This is a genomic window from Shimia sp. W99, from assembly GCF_053851455.3.
Map to the genome: position 1 here is coordinate 2433457 of NZ_JBSQBU020000001.1, position 20480 is coordinate 2453936.

At 60.4% G+C, this 20480-nt stretch carries 19 protein-coding genes; 9 read left to right on the forward strand and 10 right to left on the reverse strand.

The features are described 5' to 3' along the window. Positions 1-10 precede the first annotated feature (10 nt). Entirely contained in the window at positions 11-1312 is a 1302-nt protein-coding gene (locus tag ACS3QZ_RS11970) for an HlyD family type I secretion periplasmic adaptor subunit (RefSeq protein WP_456038033.1), read from the reverse strand. Continuing rightward, positions 1309-3042 (reverse strand): type I secretion system permease/ATPase, encoded by a 1734-nt coding sequence (locus ACS3QZ_RS11975; RefSeq protein ID WP_456038034.1) that lies wholly within the window; start codon positions 3040-3042, stop codon positions 1309-1311. The genes ACS3QZ_RS11970 and ACS3QZ_RS11975 overlap by 4 nt, the downstream gene beginning before the upstream one ends. 181 nt (positions 3043-3223) lie before the next feature. Here ACS3QZ_RS11975 and ACS3QZ_RS11980 point away from each other — a divergent pair, with 181 nt between their 5' ends. The 3 genes from ACS3QZ_RS11980 to ACS3QZ_RS11990 all read left to right on the forward strand — a co-directional run bounded on the left by ACS3QZ_RS11980 (position 3224) and on the right by ACS3QZ_RS11990 (position 5088). Then, positions 3224-4003, forward strand: a complete 780-nt coding sequence (locus tag ACS3QZ_RS11980; RefSeq protein WP_456038035.1) for an MlaA family lipoprotein — start codon at positions 3224-3226, stop codon at positions 4001-4003. Further along, on the forward strand, positions 3993-4598 hold the full coding sequence (locus ACS3QZ_RS11985; protein ID WP_093091404.1) for an MlaC/ttg2D family ABC transporter substrate-binding protein: 606 nt from the start codon (positions 3993-3995) through the stop codon (positions 4596-4598). The genes ACS3QZ_RS11980 and ACS3QZ_RS11985 overlap by 11 nt, the downstream gene beginning before the upstream one ends. Before the next feature lie 70 nt (positions 4599-4668). Then, positions 4669-5088, forward strand: a complete 420-nt coding sequence (locus ACS3QZ_RS11990; protein ID WP_093091405.1) for an ACT domain-containing protein — start codon at positions 4669-4671, stop codon at positions 5086-5088. A 2-nt stretch (positions 5089-5090) separates the two neighbouring features. On the opposite strand, the gene ACS3QZ_RS11995 is transcribed toward ACS3QZ_RS11990, so the two are convergent. Further along, positions 5091-7265 carry a transglycosylase domain-containing protein gene (locus tag ACS3QZ_RS11995; protein WP_456038036.1) on the reverse strand — a complete coding sequence of 725 codons (2175 nt, stop codon included), beginning with the start codon at positions 7263-7265 and terminating at the stop codon, positions 5091-5093. Positions 7266-7525: 260 nt separating this feature from the next. Between ACS3QZ_RS11995 and ACS3QZ_RS12000 the strand changes: the two genes are divergently transcribed. Next, complete coding sequence (locus ACS3QZ_RS12000; protein WP_093092572.1) at positions 7526-7864, forward strand: P-II family nitrogen regulator; 339 nt, start codon at positions 7526-7528, stop codon at positions 7862-7864. Positions 7865-7889: 25 nt separating this feature from the next. Beyond that, on the forward strand, positions 7890-9227 hold the full coding sequence (locus ACS3QZ_RS12005) for an ammonium transporter AmtB (protein WP_456038037.1): 1338 nt from the start codon (positions 7890-7892) through the stop codon (positions 9225-9227). A 91-nt stretch (positions 9228-9318) separates the two neighbouring features. Here the strand turns inward: ACS3QZ_RS12005 and ACS3QZ_RS12010 are convergent, their stop codons facing one another. Next, positions 9319-9558 carry a hypothetical protein gene (locus tag ACS3QZ_RS12010; RefSeq protein ID WP_456038038.1) on the reverse strand — a complete coding sequence of 80 codons (240 nt, stop codon included), beginning with the start codon at positions 9556-9558 and terminating at the stop codon, positions 9319-9321. Positions 9559-9864: 306 nt separating this feature from the next. Between ACS3QZ_RS12010 and hemP the strand changes: the two genes are divergently transcribed. Beyond that, positions 9865-10023, forward strand: a complete 159-nt coding sequence (gene hemP / locus ACS3QZ_RS12015; protein ID WP_456038039.1) for a hemin uptake protein HemP — start codon at positions 9865-9867, stop codon at positions 10021-10023. A gap of 109 nt (positions 10024-10132) precedes the next feature. After that, positions 10133-11101, forward strand: coding sequence for a hypothetical protein (locus tag ACS3QZ_RS12020; RefSeq protein ID WP_456038040.1), 969 nt, complete (start codon positions 10133-10135; stop codon positions 11099-11101). A 55-nt stretch (positions 11102-11156) separates the two neighbouring features. Here ACS3QZ_RS12020 and ACS3QZ_RS12025 read toward each other — a convergent pair whose 3' ends face one another. From ACS3QZ_RS12025 to ACS3QZ_RS12035, 3 genes are all read right to left on the reverse strand, one after another. Beyond that, complete coding sequence (locus ACS3QZ_RS12025; RefSeq protein ID WP_456038041.1) at positions 11157-12341, reverse strand: amino acid aminotransferase; 1185 nt, start codon at positions 12339-12341, stop codon at positions 11157-11159. Continuing rightward, the gene (sseA, locus tag ACS3QZ_RS12030) at positions 12341-13198 is read right to left on the reverse strand and encodes a 3-mercaptopyruvate sulfurtransferase (protein ID WP_456038042.1); all 858 of its coding nucleotides are present in this window, start codon (positions 13196-13198) and stop codon (positions 12341-12343) included. Before sseA ends, ACS3QZ_RS12025 begins: the two co-directional genes overlap by 1 nt. Before the next feature lie 92 nt (positions 13199-13290). Beyond that, positions 13291-13566, reverse strand: a complete 276-nt coding sequence (locus tag ACS3QZ_RS12035) for a hypothetical protein (RefSeq protein ID WP_456038043.1) — start codon at positions 13564-13566, stop codon at positions 13291-13293. A gap of 144 nt (positions 13567-13710) precedes the next feature. Here ACS3QZ_RS12035 and ACS3QZ_RS12040 point away from each other — a divergent pair, with 144 nt between their 5' ends. Then, positions 13711-14451: a hypothetical protein gene (locus tag ACS3QZ_RS12040; RefSeq protein WP_456038044.1), complete on the forward strand. Its 741-nt coding sequence runs from the start codon at positions 13711-13713 to the stop codon at positions 14449-14451. Here the strand turns inward: ACS3QZ_RS12040 and smpB are convergent. Beyond that, positions 14434-14916: an SsrA-binding protein SmpB gene (gene smpB, locus ACS3QZ_RS12045; protein ID WP_456039336.1), complete on the reverse strand. Its 483-nt coding sequence runs from the start codon at positions 14914-14916 to the stop codon at positions 14434-14436. The two genes, ACS3QZ_RS12040 and smpB, sit on opposite strands and share 18 nt — an antisense overlap. A gap of 138 nt (positions 14917-15054) precedes the next feature. Here smpB and ACS3QZ_RS12050 point away from each other — a divergent pair, with 138 nt between their 5' ends. Next, entirely contained in the window at positions 15055-16161 is a 1107-nt protein-coding gene (locus ACS3QZ_RS12050) for a THUMP domain-containing class I SAM-dependent RNA methyltransferase (RefSeq protein WP_456038045.1), read from the forward strand. Here ACS3QZ_RS12050 and ACS3QZ_RS12055 read toward each other — a convergent pair. Together ACS3QZ_RS12055 and ACS3QZ_RS12060 are read right to left on the reverse strand one after the other, a co-directional pair. After that, positions 16137-19091 (reverse strand): error-prone DNA polymerase, encoded by a 2955-nt coding sequence (locus ACS3QZ_RS12055; RefSeq protein ID WP_456038046.1) that lies wholly within the window; start codon positions 19089-19091, stop codon positions 16137-16139. The genes ACS3QZ_RS12050 and ACS3QZ_RS12055 overlap by 25 nt on opposite strands. Before the next feature lie 158 nt (positions 19092-19249). Then, positions 19250-20209: an L-malyl-CoA/beta-methylmalyl-CoA lyase gene (locus ACS3QZ_RS12060; protein ID WP_456038047.1), complete on the reverse strand. Its 960-nt coding sequence runs from the start codon at positions 20207-20209 to the stop codon at positions 19250-19252. Positions 20210-20480 lie beyond the last annotated feature (271 nt).

Here is a 20480-nt window from a genome sequence, read left to right on the forward strand (position 1 = left end):
ATACTTCGAATCAACCCTCTCTGAAGGCCCTGCTGAAATAGTCTGTCAGCGGCTTTACCAGATAGGCTAGGGGTGTTCGGTCCTGCGTGCGCAGGAACGCATCCACGGGCATCCCCGGAATCAGGGAGACATTGGCTGGAAGCTTGCTGACCTCTCCTTCAGACAAAATGATCTCGACCCTGTAATATGCCGACATCGTCTGTTCATCCTGGAACGCGTCCGCCGAGATCTGCACAACTTCTCCGAACAACTCGGGCGTAGTACGCTGATTAAAAGCGGAAAACCGCAGAGATACTTCTTGCCCGGGGAAAACCTGGTCGACATGAATTGCAGGCACCCGTGCAGCCACCACCAATGGGCGGTCCTGTGGCACGATGAACATGATCGGATCGGCAGCCCGGATAACGGACCGCAAAGCAAATACCTGAAGACCGTAAACCACACCGGATACCGGCGCCCTAAGTTCCAAACGGGCCAGTTGTTCCTGTAAGGACCGCCTTTTTTCGGACAACTCGACTTCGCGATACTGCAAATCACGTAGACGAGTAATAGCCTGCTCACGGCGTCCTGACGCAAGTTTCAACTTCTCGATTTCGATTTCAGTGATGCGCCCCTCAGCCTGCGCCCTGCGTGCAACCAGTTCACCAACTTGGCCAGCCAATCCGGCTTCCTCACGTTTTAGCGCGAGCACGCGAGCCGCCTGAGCAAGTCCCTTGTTCAAGAGGACCTGCTGATCCGCCAATTCGTCCTGGATCAATGACAACTGCCTGGAAAGAGCTGCCCTTTGCGCGTCAATGCCTTCGATTTGGTTTTCTATTTGCCCGCCCTGTTTGGTCAATTGCTCAAGCTCTTGTTCGACGGTCGTGCGACGCGCATGAAAAAGCCGGGTTTGCCCATCCATCATATCCTGAATTGTGGGGTCTTCGACACCTCGGGCCAAAAGCTCAGGATCAAAAATCAGATCATCGACTTCGTCGCGTTCCGCGTCCAGACGACCGCGCCGCGCCATGACCTCAAACAACTGGCTTTCTGTCACTGAAAGATTCGAAGCCAACAGAGAGTCATCAAGCCGTACAAGCAACTGGCCCTCCTCTACAGTATCCCCCTCATCCACCAGCAATTCGGAGACGATCCCGCCATCAAGGTGCTGTACGATCTGCCTGTTGCGATCCACCTCCACTCGCCCGCTCGCAATAATGGCGCCGGAAATCTCGGCGATAACGGACCACGCGCCAAATCCACCAACTAAAATGACCAGTGCGACAAGGCCGAGAATTAAGGGCGACCAGGCATTCCAATTCCTCTGACTCATCGCACGCCTCCCGTTCCTGGAGCATCTTTGATTTGTTGATAGTTCTGCAAAACGTCCTTCAATACTTCGTCTCGCGGCCCGAATGCACGCCGCGTTCCGCCCTCCAGTACCAACAATGTATCGCATTCTTTTATGGCTGCTGGCCGATGGGCCATGATGAGAACCGAACGCCCATCTTCCTTTGTGGCGCGGATCGCTCTGTTGAGCGCCAACGATCCTTCGTTGTCGAGATTTGAGTTTGGTTCATCCAGAACGAGGATAATCGGGTCTCCATACATCGCGCGCGCCAAACCGATCCGCTGCATTTGCCCGCCCGAGAGCCGCCCGCCATGCGTTGCAACTGGCGTGTCATATCCATTGGGCAGTTTCAGGATCATTTCGTGGGCATCAGCGCGCTGTGCCGCCTCAACCACTTTCTTCGGATCCAGATTTGGGTCAAATCGCGCAATATTCTCTGCCACGGTCCCGTCGAAGAGTTCCACACGCTGCGGCAAATATCCAATGTAACGCCCCAGGTCCGCGGGATCATAATGTTCCAACGCAGCCCCATCCAAGCGCACCTTGCCGCCAGCGGCGCGCCAAACGCCGGTCAGTGCGCGTGCAAGGCTCGACTTCCCGGCTCCGGATGGGCCAATCACCCCTACGGCCTGTCCGGGTGCAACTGAAAAGCTGACCATGCGCAGCGACGCTTGCGGCTCACCCGGCGGAAGAACCGTGAGCTGGTGAACATCGAGTTTTGCAGCTGGTACCGGAAGCTTTGTGCGCTGCACCTCGGGTGGAACTTCGCTCAGCAATACACCAAGGTTGTTCCAACCGGTGCGCGCCCGCTGGACGAGAGTCCATTGGTTTACCGCCATTTCGATCGGAGCCAACGCCCGCCCCATCAGGATCGAACCGGCAATCATGGCCCCCGGGGTCACCTCCCCCTTGAGTGCCAGATACGCACCCAAACCCAACATCGCCGACTGCAGGAACAGCCGGAATGTCTTTGTAGAAACCAGAAAAGCGCCCCCGACATCGGATGCGGCAACCGTCGCCCTAAGAGACTCGTCGCGCGCTTTTTGCCATCTTTCGAAAGTGGCATTCTGCATACCCATGGCACGCACCATCTCGGCTTCCGATTGTATCTGCGCGGACATCTTTTGCGCCCTGTGGGAGGTCGATCCGGCACGAGCCACGGAACGTCGTGTCGCAAACTGGTTGGCAACGGTGGTGAGGATCAAGATGCCGCCCCCTACGATCGCCAGAATACCAAGCCAAGGGTGGAACAGAGAAATCCCGAACAAGAAGACAGGCGTCCACGGAATGTCAAAAACCGTTGTCAGGACAGGAGAGGTCATCAGTCGTTGTACGGATTCGAGATCGGCAAGACCAGTTTCTGCTTTTTCCGACTGCCCGAAGACCGATCTGCGCAGGACCGCATCAAAAACCCGCTTGTCCAGTCGGGATTGGAAACGCGCGCCAACCCGAGCCATGATCCGGCCCCTGGCGAAATCCAGAAGCCCCATCATTGCAAACAGAAAACCAACCAGAATTGCCAGTGCGAACAGAGTTTCCTCCGATCGGCTTCCAAGAACTCGATCGTAGACTTGCAGCATGAACAGCGGCCCAGTCAGCATCAGGAGATTCACGAAGAAACTGAAGATGCCGGCGGCCCAATATAACCCCCTGCTCTCCCGGCGCGCGGCGCGCAGTTCTTCAAAACCTCTGCCTGAATGTGGTATTGCCATCAATCAATCCTTGTTGCTGTGTCCAGCCCCCGGTTCCAAATTGGCACGGGAGGGGCCGACACCCTGTAAAAAACCTGTTTCCATTCTGCCACAGCAGTATGGTAAGCCAATGACCCTGTTTGGGGTCCTGCTCTGAATGCATTAAGTGTCACGTATTCGTTAGTAATAGAGAAATACCCTCGTGTCATCTCGTCAAAAACCGGCTCTGAACCGATTGATCTGTCCAATCCTCATCTGCGGCGCATTGGCGCTTTCAGGCTGTGCCTCCAATAACGAGGTGAGCCGCTCCGGGATCTACGATCCCTACGAAAAAGACAACCGGCAGACGCACGAGTTCAACAAGGCCGTGGACAAATACCTGTTCTCGCCAGCGTCTGATGGTTACGGGTCGATCTTTCCCGCACCTGTGCGTCAGAGCTTCTCGAATTTCGCGGACCATCTCTCGCTGCCCAATGACGTGATCAACCATACGCTTCAGGGCGATATCGATGCTGCGGCTCTCACGACGGTGCGGTTCGTGGTCAACACGTTCTTCGGAATCGCGGGCTTTTTTGACCCGGCCACCGAATTCGACATCGCGCGTGAAGATACGGATTTCGGAGAAACCCTGCATGTCTGGGGCGCCGCCGAGGGGCCATATGTCGAATTGCCCTTCTTCGGCCCGTCGACATCACGCGACGCGGTCGGGCTCGTTACCGATATCATCATGAACCCCTTCGTAGTGCTGTTCCAGGATCCGACGCAATATATCGGTGTCGTTGCCTACGTGGTGGATGCCATGGGCAACCGCTATGACTACGATACGACCATCGATTCGATCCTGTATGAAAGCGCCGACAGCTATGCGCAGGCACGGATTCTTTATTTGCAGAATCGCCGTCATACGCTTGGAGTGGAGGGAGAAGATACTTATCTAGATCCCGATTTTGACCCTTACGAGGATCCATACGATGATTTCTGAGCTGTCCCGCCGCACTTTTGTGACTTGTCTTTCCGCCACGGCTCTAGTCGGTGCGGCTCCTGGCGCGGCGCTGGCTCTGAACGACGCACAGGCCAAGGCGCTGATCGACAAGGTCGTCGCCGACATCAACCGCGTGATCAACTCCGGCAAATCGCTGAACGCGATGATCAAGGAATTCGAACGTATCTTCGTCAAGTATGGCGACGTTCCGATCATTGCGCGCTCGGCCCTTGGCGCGGATGCCCGCCGCATGAGCAGTGCGCAGCTCAATGCCTATACCAAGGCGTTTCAGGGCTACATGGCGCGCAAGTACGGGAAGCGCTTCAACGAGTTCGTCGGAGGTAAGATCGACGTTCAGGGCAGCCGCAAGGTCAAGAGCTTCTACGAGGTCAAATCCACGGTCAAGCTGCGCGGCCAGGCGCCCTTCGAGGTCAACTTCCTCGTTTCGGACAAATCCGGCCAGGACAAGTTCTTTGACATGATCATCGAAGGCATCAGCCTGCGCCTTTCCGAAAAGTCGGAAATCGGGGCCATGCTCGACAAACGTGGCGGTGACATCAACGCCCTGATCGCGGATCTTCAAAAGGCGGGCTGAGCACTTATCGCGCCTTGCCTGCGAACCCACCGCCTGCAAAGCTCCTGTTTGACCGAACAGGAGCTGTTTCATGTCGCAACGCGCCCATACCGCCCATGAAATGATCTCCGGCATGTCACCAGAGCCCATGGACGGGACATACGTGTTTGTCACCACGACGGATACCGAACTGGCCACGGTCCTCACCGAAAACGCATTGGCACTTTATCGAGAAACCGAGGGCATCTCCCTGATTATTCCGGTCTCAGTGGCCGCCGAGGCCGGTTTCGCGGTCGATCAGCCAATGCGGTGCATCACGCTCAATGTCTATTCCGCGCTCGATGGCGTCGGCCTCACCGCTGCCGTGGCCACCGAACTGGCGGCTGTCGGTATTCCCTGCAATATGGTTGCCGCCTACAATCACGACCATGTCTTCGTGCCCGAAACCTTGCTGGAGCGCGCACTCGCCTCCCTGCAGGTGTTGCAATCAAGGGCGCAACAAGGCTGCTGACCCTAGTTGCCGCCAAGAATATCGTTGATCACACCGTTCAGGATGTCATCCAGACCCTTTTTCTTCTTTTTCTTCTTCGGCTGAGGCTTCGGCGGTTCAGGGGTAAAGGCTGGCAGAGGTGTCGGTTCCAGCCCTTCGTGAACACGCACCATGACTTCCCGCCAGATTTCTGCAGGCAACCCGCCTCCAGTCACCCCGGTCAAAGGCGTGTTGTCATCATAACCCATCCAGACACCTGCCACGTATTCGTTGGTAAAGCCGATGAACCACGCATCGCGCGCCGCCTGTGTGGTGCCGGTCTTGCCCGCGACCTGCCAGCCGGGAATCTGGGCCCGACCGCCAGTGCCTTCGCTGACAACCTTTTCCATCATCCAGATCAACTCCCGCGCTGCCGCGTCTGAAATCACCCGCTCACCGATCCCGCCACCGGTTCCCATCAGGGGCGTCTCCTCGCCCAAAAGGCGCAGTTCAACGAGGCCATAGGGCGTCACGGACGACCCCCCATTCAGGATGCCCGCATAGGCCCCCGTCATTTCAAGCAGACTGCTTTCCGATGCTCCCAGCGCAAGCGCCGGTCCTGCCGCCAGATCGCTTTCAATACCGAACATGCTGGCCACGGTGCGCACATTCTCGCGTCCTGCCTGTTCCGACACCTTGACCGCCGGGATATTCAGCGAATTCTTCAATGCAAAGGTCAGCGTTACTTCGCCATAGTGCTTTCCGGTGTAGTTCTTCGGACACCATTGCCCCGACCCCGGGATATTCATGCAATAGGGCGCATCCAGAACCATGTCATTGGCATGCTGCCCAAGATCCAGCGCCGTGGCATAGACAAAGGGCTTGAAGGCCGACCCGGTCTGACGCTTGGCCTGTGTTGCCCGGTTGAACGCGCCCGACACCTTGGTGCGGCGTCCGCCCACCATGGCCCGCACCGCGCCATCCGCGCTCATCACCACGATCGCCGCCTGTGCCTTGGACCCTTCGCGCACTTTGTTTTCAAAGACCCATTTCAGACCTTCTTCCGCAGCCTTCTGGATGCGCGGATCCATCGTGGTCTTGAGGATCACGTCCTCGGTGGTATTTGCACCAAAGAACTCGGGGACACCGTCGCTCATCAACCAGTCTGCAAAGTACCCACCCGCGCGCGCCTCAGCAGCCTCGGACAGCTCCGCCGGATGGCTCTGCCAGCGTTTCGTGTCCTTGTCAGACAGGTACCCCTGCTCGTTCATCAGGCGCAGCACCGTGGCCGCGCGATCCTGCGACCGCTGCAAATTGGCCGTTGGAGCCAAAGATGACGGCGCGGTCAGCAGCCCCGCAATCATTGCACCTTCTGCCGGGTTGAGATTCGCCGACGGTTTACCAAAATACCGCTGCGATGCGGCCTCGGCCCCATAGGCACCCGCCCCCATATAGGCCCGGTTCAGATAGACCGACAGGATCTCGTTCTTGGAGTACTTGGCCTCCATCGCCATCGCGTAGATCGCTTCCTTCGCCTTGCGCCAAAGCGACCCGCGGCGACAATCGCTGACATATTCCGCCTCATTCTTCCATTCTGATGCGTCGTATTCCACGCCAAGACACATCAGCTTGGCGGTCTGTTGCGTGATCGTGGACCCACCATGCCCGCTCAAAGGCCCACGTCCTTCGCTCAGGTTGATCCGCACCGCACCGACGATCCCACGCGGGCTGACTCCAAAGTGACGATAGAACCGCTTATCCTCGGTGGCGATCACGGCGTTCTTGAGGTGTTTGCTCACCGTGTCCGCCGTCACCACGCCGCCAAACTGGTCACCGCGCCACGCAAAGACCTGATCACCGCGGTCCAGCAACGTCACCGACCCGCGCGCGCGCCCGTCCAAAAGCTCTGTAACATCCGGCAAGGTCATGTAGACATAGCCGACCGCCATCCCCAGAAGCAGCACCACGACCAGGCTGATCCGCCAGGTAAACGCCCAGACAATCCCCCAGATCCAGCGCAGGATACCAAGGAAGAAGGCGACGACAGGATTGCGTTTCTTCTTCGAAGCCCGAGTCGGCTTGCGCTTGGCAGTGGCTTTTTTCGGCGCAGCCTTGCCCTTGGCGGCCGGCTTGCGCGCCGCCTTGGACGGCTTTTTGGCCGCGCTCCCATGGCGTCTTTCCGCCACGAGGGGCGGTCTCTTACGTCCTGAATCACTCATACTGCTGCTCTGCCCGGCACGTTCTTTTGCCCACACAATACCTGCATTCCTCGGACTTGTTGAGCCATCCCGTTATCAGAATCCATCCGCTGATCGGCTAATTTTTGGGCAATCGGACTTTTCGGCCTATTTTTTGTGCGATCAGCTCCGAAAATGCGGTGTTTCCGGGCACCGAGACTTCGATTCCCGGCCTCACACAGGTTTTTCTGCATGTGCAAAATTCGCGAGGGGACGCCTCGCCATCTGAAAAGGGGAACAAGGTGAAACTCATCATTGCAACGATCAAACCGTTCAAGCTTGAGGAGGTTCGCGAAGCGCTGACCGACATCGGCGTGCGCGGCATGATGGTCACAGAGATCAAGGGCTTCGGCTCTCAGTCCGGCCATACCGAAATCTATCGCGGCGCAGAATACGCCGTGAACTTCGTGCCCAAGGTCAAGCTTGAGCTGGTCGTTCCGGCATCCATGTCCGACCAGGTCATCGAAACCATCACCAAAACCGCCCAGACCGGCAAGATCGGCGACGGCAAAATCTTCGTGCTCGACGTGCAGCAGGCGATCCGCGTGCGCACCGGCGAAACCGACGCAGACGCAATCTAAGCGTCCCAGGGGAAGGAAAACACTTATGAAAACCCTTACGAAATTCGCCCTGCCCGCCGCGCTAATCGCGCTGCCGGCCATGGGCATGGCCGAAGAAGGTCCGGTTCCCGGCGTGAACGCCTCGACCGACACGGTCTTCATCCTGAATTCGGTGCTGTTCCTTGTGGGCGGCTTCCTCGTGTTCTGGATGGCAGCAGGCTTTGCCATGCTGGAAGCGGGGCTCGTGCGCTCCAAGAACGTGACCATGCAGCTGATGAAGAACGTTGCCCTGTTCTCGCTGGCGGCCATCTTCTACTACCTGATCGGCTATAACCTGATGTATCCGCTGGGCACCTGGTCGGTTGACGGCATCCTGTCGGGCGTCTGGGGTCCCGGTGTACTCGAAGCGGTTGGCGTTTCGGCGGCAGATGCCGACGATTACTCCTATGCCTCGACCGGCTCGGATTTCTTCTTCCAGCTGATGTTCTGCGCCACCACGGCCTCGATCGTTTCGGGTACGCTGGCTGAACGTATCAAGCTCTGGCCCTTCCTGATCTTCGTGATCATTCTGACCGGCATCATCTATCCGCTGCAGGCATCGTGGAAATGGGGCGGAGGCTTCCTTGATGCGGCTGGTTTCCTGGACTTCGCTGGCTCGACCGTTGTGCACTCGGTGGGTGGCTGGGCCGCTCTGACCGGCGCGCTGATCCTGGGTCCGCGTATCGGCAAGTATAACAAAGATGGCAAGACCGTTCCGATGCCCGGTTCGAACCTGACCCTCGCCACTTTGGGCACGTTCATCCTGTGGCTCGGCTGGTTCGGCTTCAACGGCGGCTCGCAGCTGGCCATGGGCACCGTGGGTGACGTTGCCGACGTGTCGCGCATCTTCGCCAACACCAACACGGCAGCCGCCGGTGGCGCCATTGCAGCCATGATCGTCTCGCAGCTGATGTTTAAAAAGCCTGACCTTACCATGACCTTGAACGGCGCGCTGGCCGGTCTCGTGTCGATCACAGCAGAGCCGCTGACGCCTTCCCTCGGCGCAGCAACCCTGATCGGCATGATCGGCGGTGTGATCGTGGTCTTCGCCATCCCGATGATGGACAAGCTTAAGATCGACGACGTGGTTGGCGCGATCCCGGTTCACCTGATCTGCGGCATCTGGGGCACAATTGCCGTGGCCTTCACCAACTCGGATGCCTCCATCGGCACCCAGCTCTATGGCGTGATCGTGGTTGGCATCTTCACCGTGGTTGTCTCGGGTGTGGTCTGGTTCATCCTGAACGCCATCATGGGACTGCGGGTCGACGAAGAGACCGAGATCAATGGTCTGGACATGGCCGAGCTCGGGATGGAAGCCTATCCCGAATTCACCAACGGCTAACCCCGTCGGTCCCCCCCTGAAAAACAAGAGGCCCGGGCTCCCCAAAGCCCGGGCCTCTTCGTGCGAAACGTCTTCCGCACGGGCCGTCCCGTCAGGCGCAAGCGCCCTGTGGCCGCATTTCCAGGTGCACGTGCTTTCGCAACTCGGCAATCAACTGGGCCTGCGCCACGCGCTCGCCCGGGTCGGTCAACTGCGTCAACCGCGCTTGTGCGGCGACGATCTGCCAGTTGAGAAGTCCAATCAAACTTTCACCGCGCGCGTTCGAACGGACATCTTCGCGCGACCGGGGCACCGCCGCCAGCCGCAATGCACCGTCTGGGCGCTCAGCCAACTTCAAAGCTCTTTGAATGACGTGATGCATCTGTTTTCGCATCCGGAGTCCTTCCCGACCCGAAGATCGGGTCCTTGTGATCAAGCCGCATATTGCTGACCGACATATGGGAGCACATCCTTGGTTTTTCAGGGCCAAAACACAGTCGTGACAGGAATTCACAAAAGATTGACGCCTCCGGTCAAACAGCCCCTTCGACAAACGGACACTTCAACTTGACATATCCGACTATTTTTGTCAGCTTAAGCGCAACAGCCACCCAGCCGGGAAGCCAACAATCCAGACCCATCACCGAAAGAGGCTCGCATGACGGTGCACCAGCCATTTGTCCCGACCACCAACCTGACCCCGATCCACGATGCAACGCGCCTGACCGGCGACAATGGCCTCGCCCATATTCAGCTTGGCGACCAGCTCTATACGCTGCGCATCACCCGCGCTGGAAAACTGATCCTGACCAAGTGAGCGCAGGCGCGACACATGCGCCCATCCCCATAGGATACACGCGCCACTTAACCCTCCCTTAGATATTTGAAGCCACCCTGAGCGCAATTCTTTGCTGGGAATGAATTTCATGGGGTTCTGGTTGCGCCATACCAAGGCTGTCATCTGCGCATGTCTCGCGAGTGTCCTCCTCGCGCAATCAGCCCTGGCGCGTTGCGGCCTGCCTGATGAGGTCATGCACCTGTGGGAGCAACTGGAGACCGCCAGCGCCATCTCCGGTGCAGATCAGGCGGCCTGGGCTCACCGGCTCTCGAACGCATCGGGCCGGGTCGACATGGGCGCCGTGAGCAAGAAACTCTTCTCCGTCGGCATGCCAAACAGCCGCACGCAGGTCGACGTGCTCTTGCGCGAGGCGCAGAGGTTCGGGGGCGACAGGGACTGGTTCGACCGCAAACAGCTGCGCCGCCAGCTCGACCTTGTTGAACAGTTGGACATCCTTGTTTGCAAACTGGAAACCTCCGATGGCAGGTCCGGCGATCGGACGGAGCCCGAAAAGGTCGGCAAGTCCAATGCACTGATGCCCCTGCCCCGCCAACTCCTTGATTCAGAGGGCATGTTGAGAATGGGGGTGCTTCTCGGGGTCGTAGCCCTAATGATCCTCCTGATCTTCGGGATCAGAGTGGCCTTTGACTGGGCCTATGCCATCACCCACAACCGTCGCAGCTGCCGGATACAGGCCGTCGTCGAATCGGGGCTGGACGTGATCGACGGACACATCACCATTCTCGGGCGCAAGGGGTGCCGTTTCCAGCCGGTCAACGATGGCGCCTATGCCCGGCTCGAGCAAATGGCCCAGACCCGATACGTGACGCTCTATGTCGATGATCACGCTTTCCCAATGCTGATCGACGGGACATATGGCCATTTCGCCGCCCTTTATTTCAATGTGCCGCTCAGTCGGGAAAGACAGGGAACCCTGCTAGGGTATTCGTCGATGACCCCCAGATACGTGCCCCGCAGCAAGACCACTGGACGGACACGCAAAAGCAAGCAGGCGGACAAGGCCCGTGCGCCACACGGCTCGCGCGCCAGCGGATAAAAAAAGGGCGCCTCGCAAGGCGCCCAATCCAATCGGTATAGCGTGTTCGCGCGGATCAGATTCCAGCGTCGATGATCGCCTTGGCCAGAACCGGCACGCTGTGCGCATTCAGACCGGCGATGTTCAGACGGCTGTCACTTACCATGTAGATCGCGTGATCCGCACGCAGGATTTCCACCTTGTCCGGCGTGGTGCCGATCTGGCTGAACATGCCGCGATGCTGCGCGATGAAGCCGAAACGGTCCGACCCGGACAGCTTCTGCAATTCATCCGCCAGTTGCTGACGCAGCCCCAGCATGCCAAGACGCATCTCTTCCAGCTCCGCCATCCAGTCAGCCTTGAGCGCCGGATCAGTGAGGATTTCCGTCACCACCCGCGCCCCGTGATCGGGCGGGAAGGAAAAGTTCTGACGGTTGAGGTGGTTCAGGTTGCCCTGCGTTACCGCCGTGTTCTCGGCCTTTTCGCCAATCGCAATCAACAAACCAGTGCGTTCGCGATAGATACCGAAATTCTTCGAGCAGCTCGCCGCGATCAGCAACTGGGGCACAGAAGACGCCACCAACCGAGTCGCCGCCGCATCTTCTTCGAGACCGTCACCAAAGCCCTGATAGGCGATGTCGATCATCGGCAGACAACCCTGGTCGTTGATCAGGTCGATCACCGATTGCCACTGTGTCAGGTTCAGGTTGGCGCCCGTCGGGTTGTGACAGCAGCCATGCAGCAGAACCACGTCATTCGACGTAACCTCGGCCAGGTCTTCCATCATGCCTTCGAAATCCACCGCCCGGGTCTCGGTGTCGAAATAGCGATACTTGACGACCGGAATACCCAGATAGCCCAGAATGCTCACGTGGTTGGGCCATGTCGGGTCAGACACAAAAACCCGCGCATCCGGGTTGGCCATCTTCACCAGTTCAAACGCCTGACGCACGGCACCGGTGCCACCCGGGGTCGCTACTGCCGCCAGCCGCGCACGGTCCACACTGTCCGCCAGCAAAAGATCACACATCGCCTCGGAATAGGCCGGGTCTCCGGCCAGACCGACATAGGATTTGCTGGTCTGCTCCTCGACCAGCTTGCGCTCAGCCGCCTTGACGGCGCGCATGACCGGGGTCACGCCCTCGGCGTTTTTGTAGACCCCGACGCCAAGGTCGATCTTGGTCGGGCGCGGGTCTTCGCGGTAAAGGGCCATCAGGCCAAGGATCTTGTCCTTGGGCTGTTCTTTCAGATTGCTGAGCATCATGCTTCTCCCGTGGCAATGGGCAAAGTGGGGAACGCCCCCCACTCGGTCCAGGAACCGTCATAAATCGAATAGTCGGACTTGCCGAACCGCTCCATGGCCAGTGCCAGAATACAGGCAGTGACCCCGGAGCCGCAGGACGTGATTGCTGGCTTTGACAGGTCCACGCCCGCCGCTTCGAACGCGGCCTCGAGCGCATCCGGCTCTTTCATCGTCCCGTCTTCATTCAAAAGCACGGCAAAGGGGACGTTCTTCGACCCCGGAATATGGCCCGAGCGCAGACCTTCGCGCGGCTCGGGTGCCTCGCCCCGAAACCGCTCGCCGCTGCGCGCGTCAATGATCTCGTAATCGCCAAGCTTGCTGGCGGCGGCAACCTGCGTGACATCTTTGACAAGGTGATTCTGGCGGCGCACTGTCATGTGACGGTCACGGATCACCGGCGGCATATCCTCGATCGGGCGCCCCTCGGCCTTCCACTTTTCGAACCCGCCGTCCAGGACGGCAACGTCGTTCTGCCCCATCAGCTTGAACAGCCACCAGACCCGCGCCGCCGAAAAGGCGCCGTTGGTGCCATAAACCACGACCTGATGACCGTCCCCGACCCCCATGGCGCGCATCCGGCTCATGAACTTCTCGATTGGCGGCACCATATGCGGCAGGTCACTGCGCAGGTCGCTGATCTCGTCAATGTCAAAGAAACGGGCGCCGGGAATGTGCTCGGCGTCATACTCGGCCTTGGCGTCACGATTCTCGGCTGGCATGTGCCAGCTTGCGTCGATCACGCGCAAATCCGGGTCCTTGAGGTGCTTGGCCAGCCATTGCGTGGAAACAAGCGTTTTGGGATCGTCCTGTGCCATGTTTGCCCCCGGGTCAGAGTCGATCCCCTGCCTACTACCGGGGACGCCGCGAGGCAAGGGTGCGACGCCTGTTAAGCGCCGCACAAATTGTCCTATTTGGACAGCGCGTTGCGGACTACGCTGACCAGCGCCAGCACCACGCCGCCGCCCACACCACCGCTGGCGATCTGACCGATGATCCCGGCAATATCCATGCCGCCTCCAGCCAGCCCCCCGGCGCCGATCATGCCCAGCAACTGGCCGCCAAGCCCGCCTCCGAGGATCCCGGCAATCGAGTTGATCAGCACGCCCTGATCTATCTTGCCAACCAGCTTGCCAGCCACATTGCCGCCGAATGCGCCAGCCAGAAGCGAAATCAAGAGTTCCATGTCATGTCCTTTTTGTCATCCACAAGTGATCTGGTAACGCGTTCTTTCGCGTATACTCGTTATGGTCACACAGTACGGGCCGTTCACAGCTGTGGCAGCGGGAAAACCTTGCCGCCATTCCCCGCACTCAATACAGGAGCGCCGATGACCGCCCGCAACAACGACATCGTTCTCATCCTCGGAAGCGGCCCCCAGGCCCCCCATAGCCGCGGCTGGGACAGGAGCCAGTTCTCGGACATCGTCGCTATCAACAATGCGTGGAATGTGCGCCCGGACTGGACCCACCTGATTCACCCTGAAGATTTTCCGCCCGCCCGACGCCCCTCAGAACTGGCGCCGGGCCAACGCATGGTTGACCATACCGAGTATGTCCCGCAAACCAACCGCTTTGGCGGCATGGTCTATGCCGGGGGCACGATGGCATTCACGGCCGGGTACTGGGCGCTCGGGGCGTTGCAACCGCGAATCCTCGCGTTCATGGGCTGTGACATGGTCTATCCAAGTAAGGGAAGAACACATTTTTATGGAACTGGCACCGCCGATCCGCTGCGCGATGACCTTACGCTTCAAAGCCTCGAGGCCAAATCCGCGCGCCTCTGGTTCATGGCCGCCGAGCAAGGATGCCTTTGCGTGAACCTCTCGACCGCGCCAAGCCGCCTGCTGTTTCCCCGCGCGGCTCCCGCAGAACTGGCGGGCCTACCCCCGATCACAGCGCCACATCCCAAGGTGACGGCCCCGGCGATTCTGAACGAATTGAAACTGGGGTATACAGCTCCTGACGGACGGTATTGGGAACAGCGCGACCAATATGACGCGACCGAACTGGCGCGAATCGACGCCCTGTGGCTCGACGCGTGGGGGGTAGCCTCAGTCGCCGTGGCGTAGCAGGCGCTGTTTCTGACGGCCCCAGTCGCGCTTGGCCTCGGTGGCACGCTTGTCGTGGTTCTTCTTGCCCTTGGCGATGCCGATCTTCAGCTTCACCAGCCCCCGATGGTTGAAATACATGACCAACGGCACCAGCGTCATGCCCTTGCGTTGGGTCGCATTCCACAGGTTTGTCAGCTCCTTGCGGCTGACGAGAAGCTTGCGCTTGCGCCGTTCAAGATGAGAAAACATGGCCCGCTCGTAGGGCGCGATGTAGGAATTGACCAGCCACAGCTCGCCCTCTTCCACCGCGGCATAGCTTTCGGCGATATTGGCAGATTTTTCGCGCAGGGACTTGACCTCCGACCCGCTCAGGATGATCCCGCATTCTAGGTCATCCTCGATCGCATAGTCGTAGCGGGCGCGCCGGTTTTCGGCGATCACCTTGTAGTTCGGGTCCGTGCTCTGTTTCTTTTTCTTGGCCATGGTCGGGATGGGATAGCGTGCGGCGCGCGTGGTGTCCATGGGGGTTCGGGGCGCTGCCCCGTCTCAGCAAGCTGAGACTCCCCGGGGTATTTTTGGAAAAAGAAAGACATGGGTGGCCATTGCGGCTATGGAGGCGCGATGAAGAAGTTCGAGATCTTTCTGGTAGCACCTCCCGGGCTTGAAAAAGCCCTTGTCGAAGAAGTGCGCGCGGCGGGGTTTGCCAAGCCCAAGATGATGCCCGGTGGTGTGCGGTTTCGCGGCAACTGGCGGGATGTGTGGCGTGCCAATCTGGTGTTGCGCGGCGCGGTACGGGTGCTCGCCCGATTGGGTGGGTTTTCTGCCATGAGCCTTGGTGCGCTCGAGAAGCGGGCGACCGATTTTCCATGGCTCGATGTGCTGCGCCGCGATGTGCCGGTGCGGGTCGAAGTGACGTCGCAGAAGTCCAAGATCTATCATCAGGGCGCCGCCGCCGAGCGGATCAAAAAGGTTCTGCGCGAGGCGGTCGGCATCCCGGTCGCGGCGGATGCGCCGGTGTTGCTCAAGACCCGGATCGACGACAATCACGTCACCTTCAGCATTGATACCTCGGGCGAGAGCCTTCACAAGCGCGGCCACAAGGAGGCCGTCGCAAAGGCGCCGATGCGCGAAACCATGGCGGCGCTGTTCCTGCGCCAGATGGGGTTTGACGGGCAGGAGCCGGTGCTGGATCCGATGTGCGGCTCGGGTACATTCGTGATAGAGGCCGCCGAGATCGCCGCAGGTTTGAAGCCGGGCCGCTCACGCCACTTCGCCTTCGAGCACCTCGCCGGGTTTGATGCAGCCGCTTGGCAGGCAATGCGCGCGCAAGGCCCCGCAACCGCCCCCGCGGTGCTATTCTATGGCTCGGATCGCGATGCCGGGGCGGTGACGATGAGCACCGCCAATGCCAAGCGGGCCGGCGTCGCCGACTGGACCCGGTTCACTCAAGGCAGCGCCTCCGAGATCACCCCGCCGGAAGGGCCGCCGGGGCTGGTGATCGTCAATCCGCCCTATGGCGCGCGGGTGGGCAACAAGAAACAGTTGTTTGGCCTTTATGCCGGGCTTGGACGGGCGCTGCTTGAGCGGTTTTCCGGCTGGCGCGTCGGCATCGTGACCACCGATGGTGGATTGGCGCGGGCGACCGGATTGCCCCTGCTCGAGCCGGGGCCGCCGGTGGCCCATGGGGGTCTTCGGGTCAAGCTTTACCGCACCGATCCGCTGCCCTGATCCTGCGGGACAGGGACGCCCCTTGGCGGTGTCAGCAGATCCCGCAGCAATGCCACCGGATGGCGGCGCAGGGTCAGCCGCATTGCCACGTAATCCTCGACCACATGTTCGCCCTCGCTCATCTCGGGCAAGAGCGCGGCCGGCTCCACGATCCCCTCGCCATCCATGTCCCCGGCAAACAGCGGCAGCGGCTTTTCGGCGGTGATCGCCTTGGCCTCCCACAGCGCCTCGCGCCGCTTGAGCCCCAGCCCAGCAAAACAATCCGCTTCGGCCAGCAGGGTCAGCACATGCGGCGCCACCCCGGCGCGCCGCCAGACATCCTCGACCGTCAGGTACCCATTGCCCCGCGCTGCCGTGATCCAGCGCGCATCCTCTTCCTTGAGCCGCCGCACCTGCCGGAACCCAAGACGCAAGGCCAGCCCCCCGCGCCCGTCCGGTTCCATCACGTTGTCCCAGTAGCTTTCGTTGATATCCACCGGGCGCACCTCCACCCCATGTTCGCGCGCATCGCGCACGATCTGGGCCGGGGCATAAAAGCCCATCGGCTGCGAGTTCAGCAGGGCACAGGCAAACACCCCCGGATGGTGGCACTTGATCCACGCGCTGGCATAAACCAACAGCGCAAAAGACGCCGCGTGGCTCTCGGGGAAACCATAGGATCCGAACCCCTCGATCTGGGAAAAGCAACGCGCGGCGAAATCTTCGTCATAGCCGTTCTTTTTCATGCCCCGCATGAAGCGGTCGTGAAATTCGCTGACTGATCCGTGTTTCTTGAAGGTCGCCAGCGAGCGGCGCAGGCGGTCGGCCTCTTCCGGGGTGAACCCGGCGCCGATAATGGCGATCTGCATCGCCTGTTCCTGGAACAATGGCACGCCCAGCGTCTTGCCCAGCACCTCGCCCAGCGCATCCGACGGGAATGTCACCTTCTCCTCGCCATTCCGCCGCCGGATATAGGGGTGCACCATGTCGCCCTGAATGGGTCCGGGGCGGATGATCGCCACCTCGATCACCAGGTCATAGAAATTACGCGGCCGCATCCGGGGCAGGAAATTCATCTGTGCCCGGCTTTCCACCTGAAACACGCCGATACTGTCCGCCGCACACAGCATGTCGTAAACCGCCGGGTCCTCGGGCGGCAGGCTCGAAAGCGTGAAACGCTGCCCAAGATGCAGATCCATCAGGTCAAACGCCTTGCGGATACAGGTCAGCATCCCAAGGCTCAGCACATCAACCTTCAGGATGCCAAGCGCGTCGATATCATCCTTGTCCCAGCAGATGACCGTCCGGTCTTCCATCGTCGCGTTTTCAATCGGGACCAGCTCATCCAACCGCCCCTCGGTGATGATGAATCCCCCGACATGCTGGGACAGATGGCGCGGAAACCCGATGATCTCGTGCACCAGCGCCATGGTCCGCTGCAACTGCGGATCCTTGGGATCAAGGCCGATCTCGCGCATGCGTGCATCTTCCACCCCGCTCGCACTGAAAAACCCCCAGAGCTGCGAAGACAGCGCCGTGATCGTGTCCTCGCTCAGCCCCATGGCACGGCCCACCTCGCGAATGGCACGCTTGCCCCGGTAATGCACCACCGTCGCACACAGCCCCGCGCGGTGGCGGCCATAGCGCTCATAGATCCACTGGATCACCTCTTCGCGCCGCTCATGTTCGAAATCCACGTCGATATCGGGCGGCTCATCCCGCGCTTCGCTGACAAAGCGCTCGAACACCATGGTGCCGATCTCGGGGCTGACCGAGGTGACACCAAGACAGTAACACACCACCGAATTGGCCGCGCTCCCGCGCCCCTGACACAGGATGTCGCGCGACCGGGCAAAGGCCACGACGTCGCGCACGGTCAGGAAGTAGGGCTCGTAATTTAGCTTGGCGATCAGGGTCAGTTCGTGTTCGAGCATGCCCCGCACCTTGTCGGGCGCCCCGTGCGGATACCGCCAGCGCAGCCCCTCATGGGCCAGCCGCCGCAAACGCTCGCTCGCGGTCTCACCGGATGCCACTTCGCTGGGATATTCATAGCGCAACTCATCAAGCGAAAAACCGCATCGGGCCGCAAGGGTTTCGGTCTGCGCCAGGGCCGCTTCATACCCCTTGAAAAGCTGCGCCATTTCGCCCGCACGACGCAGGCGCTGCTCGCCATTGGCCAGCGCGGCGCGCCCCAGTTCCGCTACCCGGCATCCCAGCCGCACCGCGCTCAGCACATCCGCCAGCCGCCGCCGTCCACCGTGATGCATCATCGGCGCGGCCGTCGCGACCAGCGGCAGGCTGAGCCGTGCCGCCTCCTCGGCCCGCACGGCAAAACGGGCGGCATCCTCGCCATCATATCCCGGCGTCAGCGCAAGCTGCATCCGCCCGGCAAAGCGGCGCGTCAACCGAGGCAGATGCCGCGCCCACCCGCTCGCGCCGCACGGCCCCGCCAGCCCCCCGACACCGCTCTGTGCCCCCGGATGCAGGATCAACTGCAGCCCCTCACCGTGATCCAGCAGGTCGGCAAGGGTCAGCCGACAACTCCCCTTCTCTGCCCTGAGCCGCCCCTTGGACAGCACCCGGCACAGGCTGGCCCAGCCCACCCGTGTTTCAGGAAGCGCTGTAACCGGCGGCGCATCCTCAAACACCAGCCGTGCGGCCGGAATCAGCCGGGGCGTGGCATAGATCGGGGCGCTATCCGGCTTTGGCACATGGTCGGGCCGGGGTGGCCCGATCAGCCCCACCTCCCGGTCAAACGCCAGCCTCTCGCGCACCTTGCGTGAAATCTCGCGCGCCTGCGCATGCGCCCGCACAATCCCCGCCACGCTGTTCACATCGGCAATCGCAATCGCCTCCAGCCCCGCCATGGCGGCCCGGCGCATGTATTCCTCCGGGTGCGACGCCCCCGTCAGGAAGGTGAAGTTCGACGTGATGCAAAGCTCGGCTACCATGGTGACTCAAGATAATATTCACTCTTTGTTCTCATTGCGAGTCACATTCCCGGTCACGCGTGCTGCAAGGACGGGATTGGGTATTTGGAACCATTGAGAAGAGGCACAAACGAAAAACGGGGCCGAAAGGGCCCCGTCTCTGCGCATGTCTGTCCTGATCAATCGGCAGCAATCAGCTCGGCCTGTGCCACGATCACCTCGGCCTGCTTGATCGAGGCGATATCCACCAGGCGCCCCTTGTAAACGGTGGCGCCTTCGCCATTGGCCTTGGCCTGTTCCATGGCGGCGAGGATCTCGCGCGCTTCGGTCACGGCTTCCTCGGAGGGGGTGAACACCTCGTTGGCCAGCGCGATCTGCTTGGGGTGGATGGCCCATTTGCCGACCATGCCCAGCGTCGCGGACCGTTTGGCCTGCGCGATGAAACCTTCGTCATCCGAGAAATCCCCAAACGGACCATCAACAGGCAGAACACCATGGGTCCGGCAGGCCGCGACGATCGCCGCCTGCGCCCAGTGCCACGGGTCCGACCAGTGTTTCTCGCCTTCGCGGATCATGTAATAGTTTTCCTGCGTGCCGCCGATCCCGGTGGTCTGCATCCCCATCGAGGCCGCAAAGTCTGCCGCGCCAAGGCTCATGGCCTCAAGACGGGGCGACGCGGCGGCGATGGCTTCGACATGGGCAATCCCGGCGGCCGATTCGATGATCACTTCAAAGGCAATCGGCTTCGCGCGGCCCTTGGCGCGCTCAATCGCCGTGACCAGCGCATCCACCGCATAGATATCTTCGGCGCAACCGACCTTGGGGATCATGATCTGGTCCAGACGGTCGCCCGCCTGTTCAAGCAGGTCGACAACGTCGCGATACCAGTAGGGCGTGTCGAGCCCGTTGATCCGCACAGACAGGGTCTTCTTGCCCCAGTCAATCGTGTTGATCGCCTCGATCGCGTTGGCGCGGGCGATATCCTTGTCGCTCGGCGCAACCGAGTCTTCGAGGTCGATGTTGATCACGTCCGCCGCAGAAGCGGCCATCTTGGCGAACAGCTTGGTGTTGGAAGCCGGGCCAAACAGCTGGCAGCGGTTAGGGCGGGCCGGGGCGGCGGGCTGGATGCGGAAGCTCATGTCTGTCTGGCCTTTCGGTAATGAAATTGCGTCAGGGTCTGGCGTAGCGGTATTAAATTGCGCGCCTCGCTGCAAGTGGAATCTGTGCGCCTGCGGCATGATCACGCCGCACCGCAGAAGAAATAGGGCAATCTTGCTGAGCCATTGACAGATTCCGGGATAATGACCCCACGTTAAGAGAAATTCTCCCGCAAAATTTGAAATTCTTCGAATTTTCTTCCAGTCACGCAGGCATTCGACGCAGCTTAACAAGATAATTTCGCGACCGCTG

Excerpts from the sequence above, each read along its gene's own strand:
- ACS3QZ_RS11970 (WP_456038033.1), bottom strand. The coding sequence starts at position 1,312 with ATGAGTCAGAGGAATTGGAATGCCTGGTCGCCCTTAATTCTCGGCCTT.
- ACS3QZ_RS11975 (WP_456038034.1), bottom strand. The coding sequence starts at position 3,042 with ATGGCAATACCACATTCAGGCAGAGGTTTTGAAGAACTGCGCGCCGCG.
- ACS3QZ_RS11985 (WP_093091404.1), top strand. The coding sequence starts at position 3,993 with ATGATTTCTGAGCTGTCCCGCCGCACTTTTGTGACTTGTCTTTCCGCC.
- ACS3QZ_RS11990 (WP_093091405.1), top strand. The coding sequence starts at position 4,669 with ATGTCGCAACGCGCCCATACCGCCCATGAAATGATCTCCGGCATGTCA.
- ACS3QZ_RS11995 (WP_456038036.1), bottom strand. The coding sequence starts at position 7,265 with ATGAGTGATTCAGGACGTAAGAGACCGCCCCTCGTGGCGGAAAGACGC.
- ACS3QZ_RS12005 (WP_456038037.1), top strand. The coding sequence starts at position 7,890 with ATGAAAACCCTTACGAAATTCGCCCTGCCCGCCGCGCTAATCGCGCTG.
- hemP (WP_456038039.1), top strand. The coding sequence starts at position 9,865 with ATGACGGTGCACCAGCCATTTGTCCCGACCACCAACCTGACCCCGATC.
- ACS3QZ_RS12020 (WP_456038040.1), top strand. The coding sequence starts at position 10,133 with ATGGGGTTCTGGTTGCGCCATACCAAGGCTGTCATCTGCGCATGTCTC.
- ACS3QZ_RS12025 (WP_456038041.1), bottom strand. The coding sequence starts at position 12,341 with ATGCTCAGCAATCTGAAAGAACAGCCCAAGGACAAGATCCTTGGCCTG.
- sseA (WP_456038042.1), bottom strand. The coding sequence starts at position 13,198 with ATGGCACAGGACGATCCCAAAACGCTTGTTTCCACGCAATGGCTGGCC.
- ACS3QZ_RS12035 (WP_456038043.1), bottom strand. The coding sequence starts at position 13,566 with ATGGAACTCTTGATTTCGCTTCTGGCTGGCGCATTCGGCGGCAATGTG.
- ACS3QZ_RS12040 (WP_456038044.1), top strand. The coding sequence starts at position 13,711 with ATGACCGCCCGCAACAACGACATCGTTCTCATCCTCGGAAGCGGCCCC.
- smpB (WP_456039336.1), bottom strand. The coding sequence starts at position 14,916 with ATGGCCAAGAAAAAGAAACAGAGCACGGACCCGAACTACAAGGTGATC.
- ACS3QZ_RS12050 (WP_456038045.1), top strand. The coding sequence starts at position 15,055 with ATGAAGAAGTTCGAGATCTTTCTGGTAGCACCTCCCGGGCTTGAAAAA.
- ACS3QZ_RS12055 (WP_456038046.1), bottom strand. The coding sequence starts at position 19,091 with ATGGTAGCCGAGCTTTGCATCACGTCGAACTTCACCTTCCTGACGGGG.
- ACS3QZ_RS12060 (WP_456038047.1), bottom strand. The coding sequence starts at position 20,209 with ATGAGCTTCCGCATCCAGCCCGCCGCCCCGGCCCGCCCTAACCGCTGC.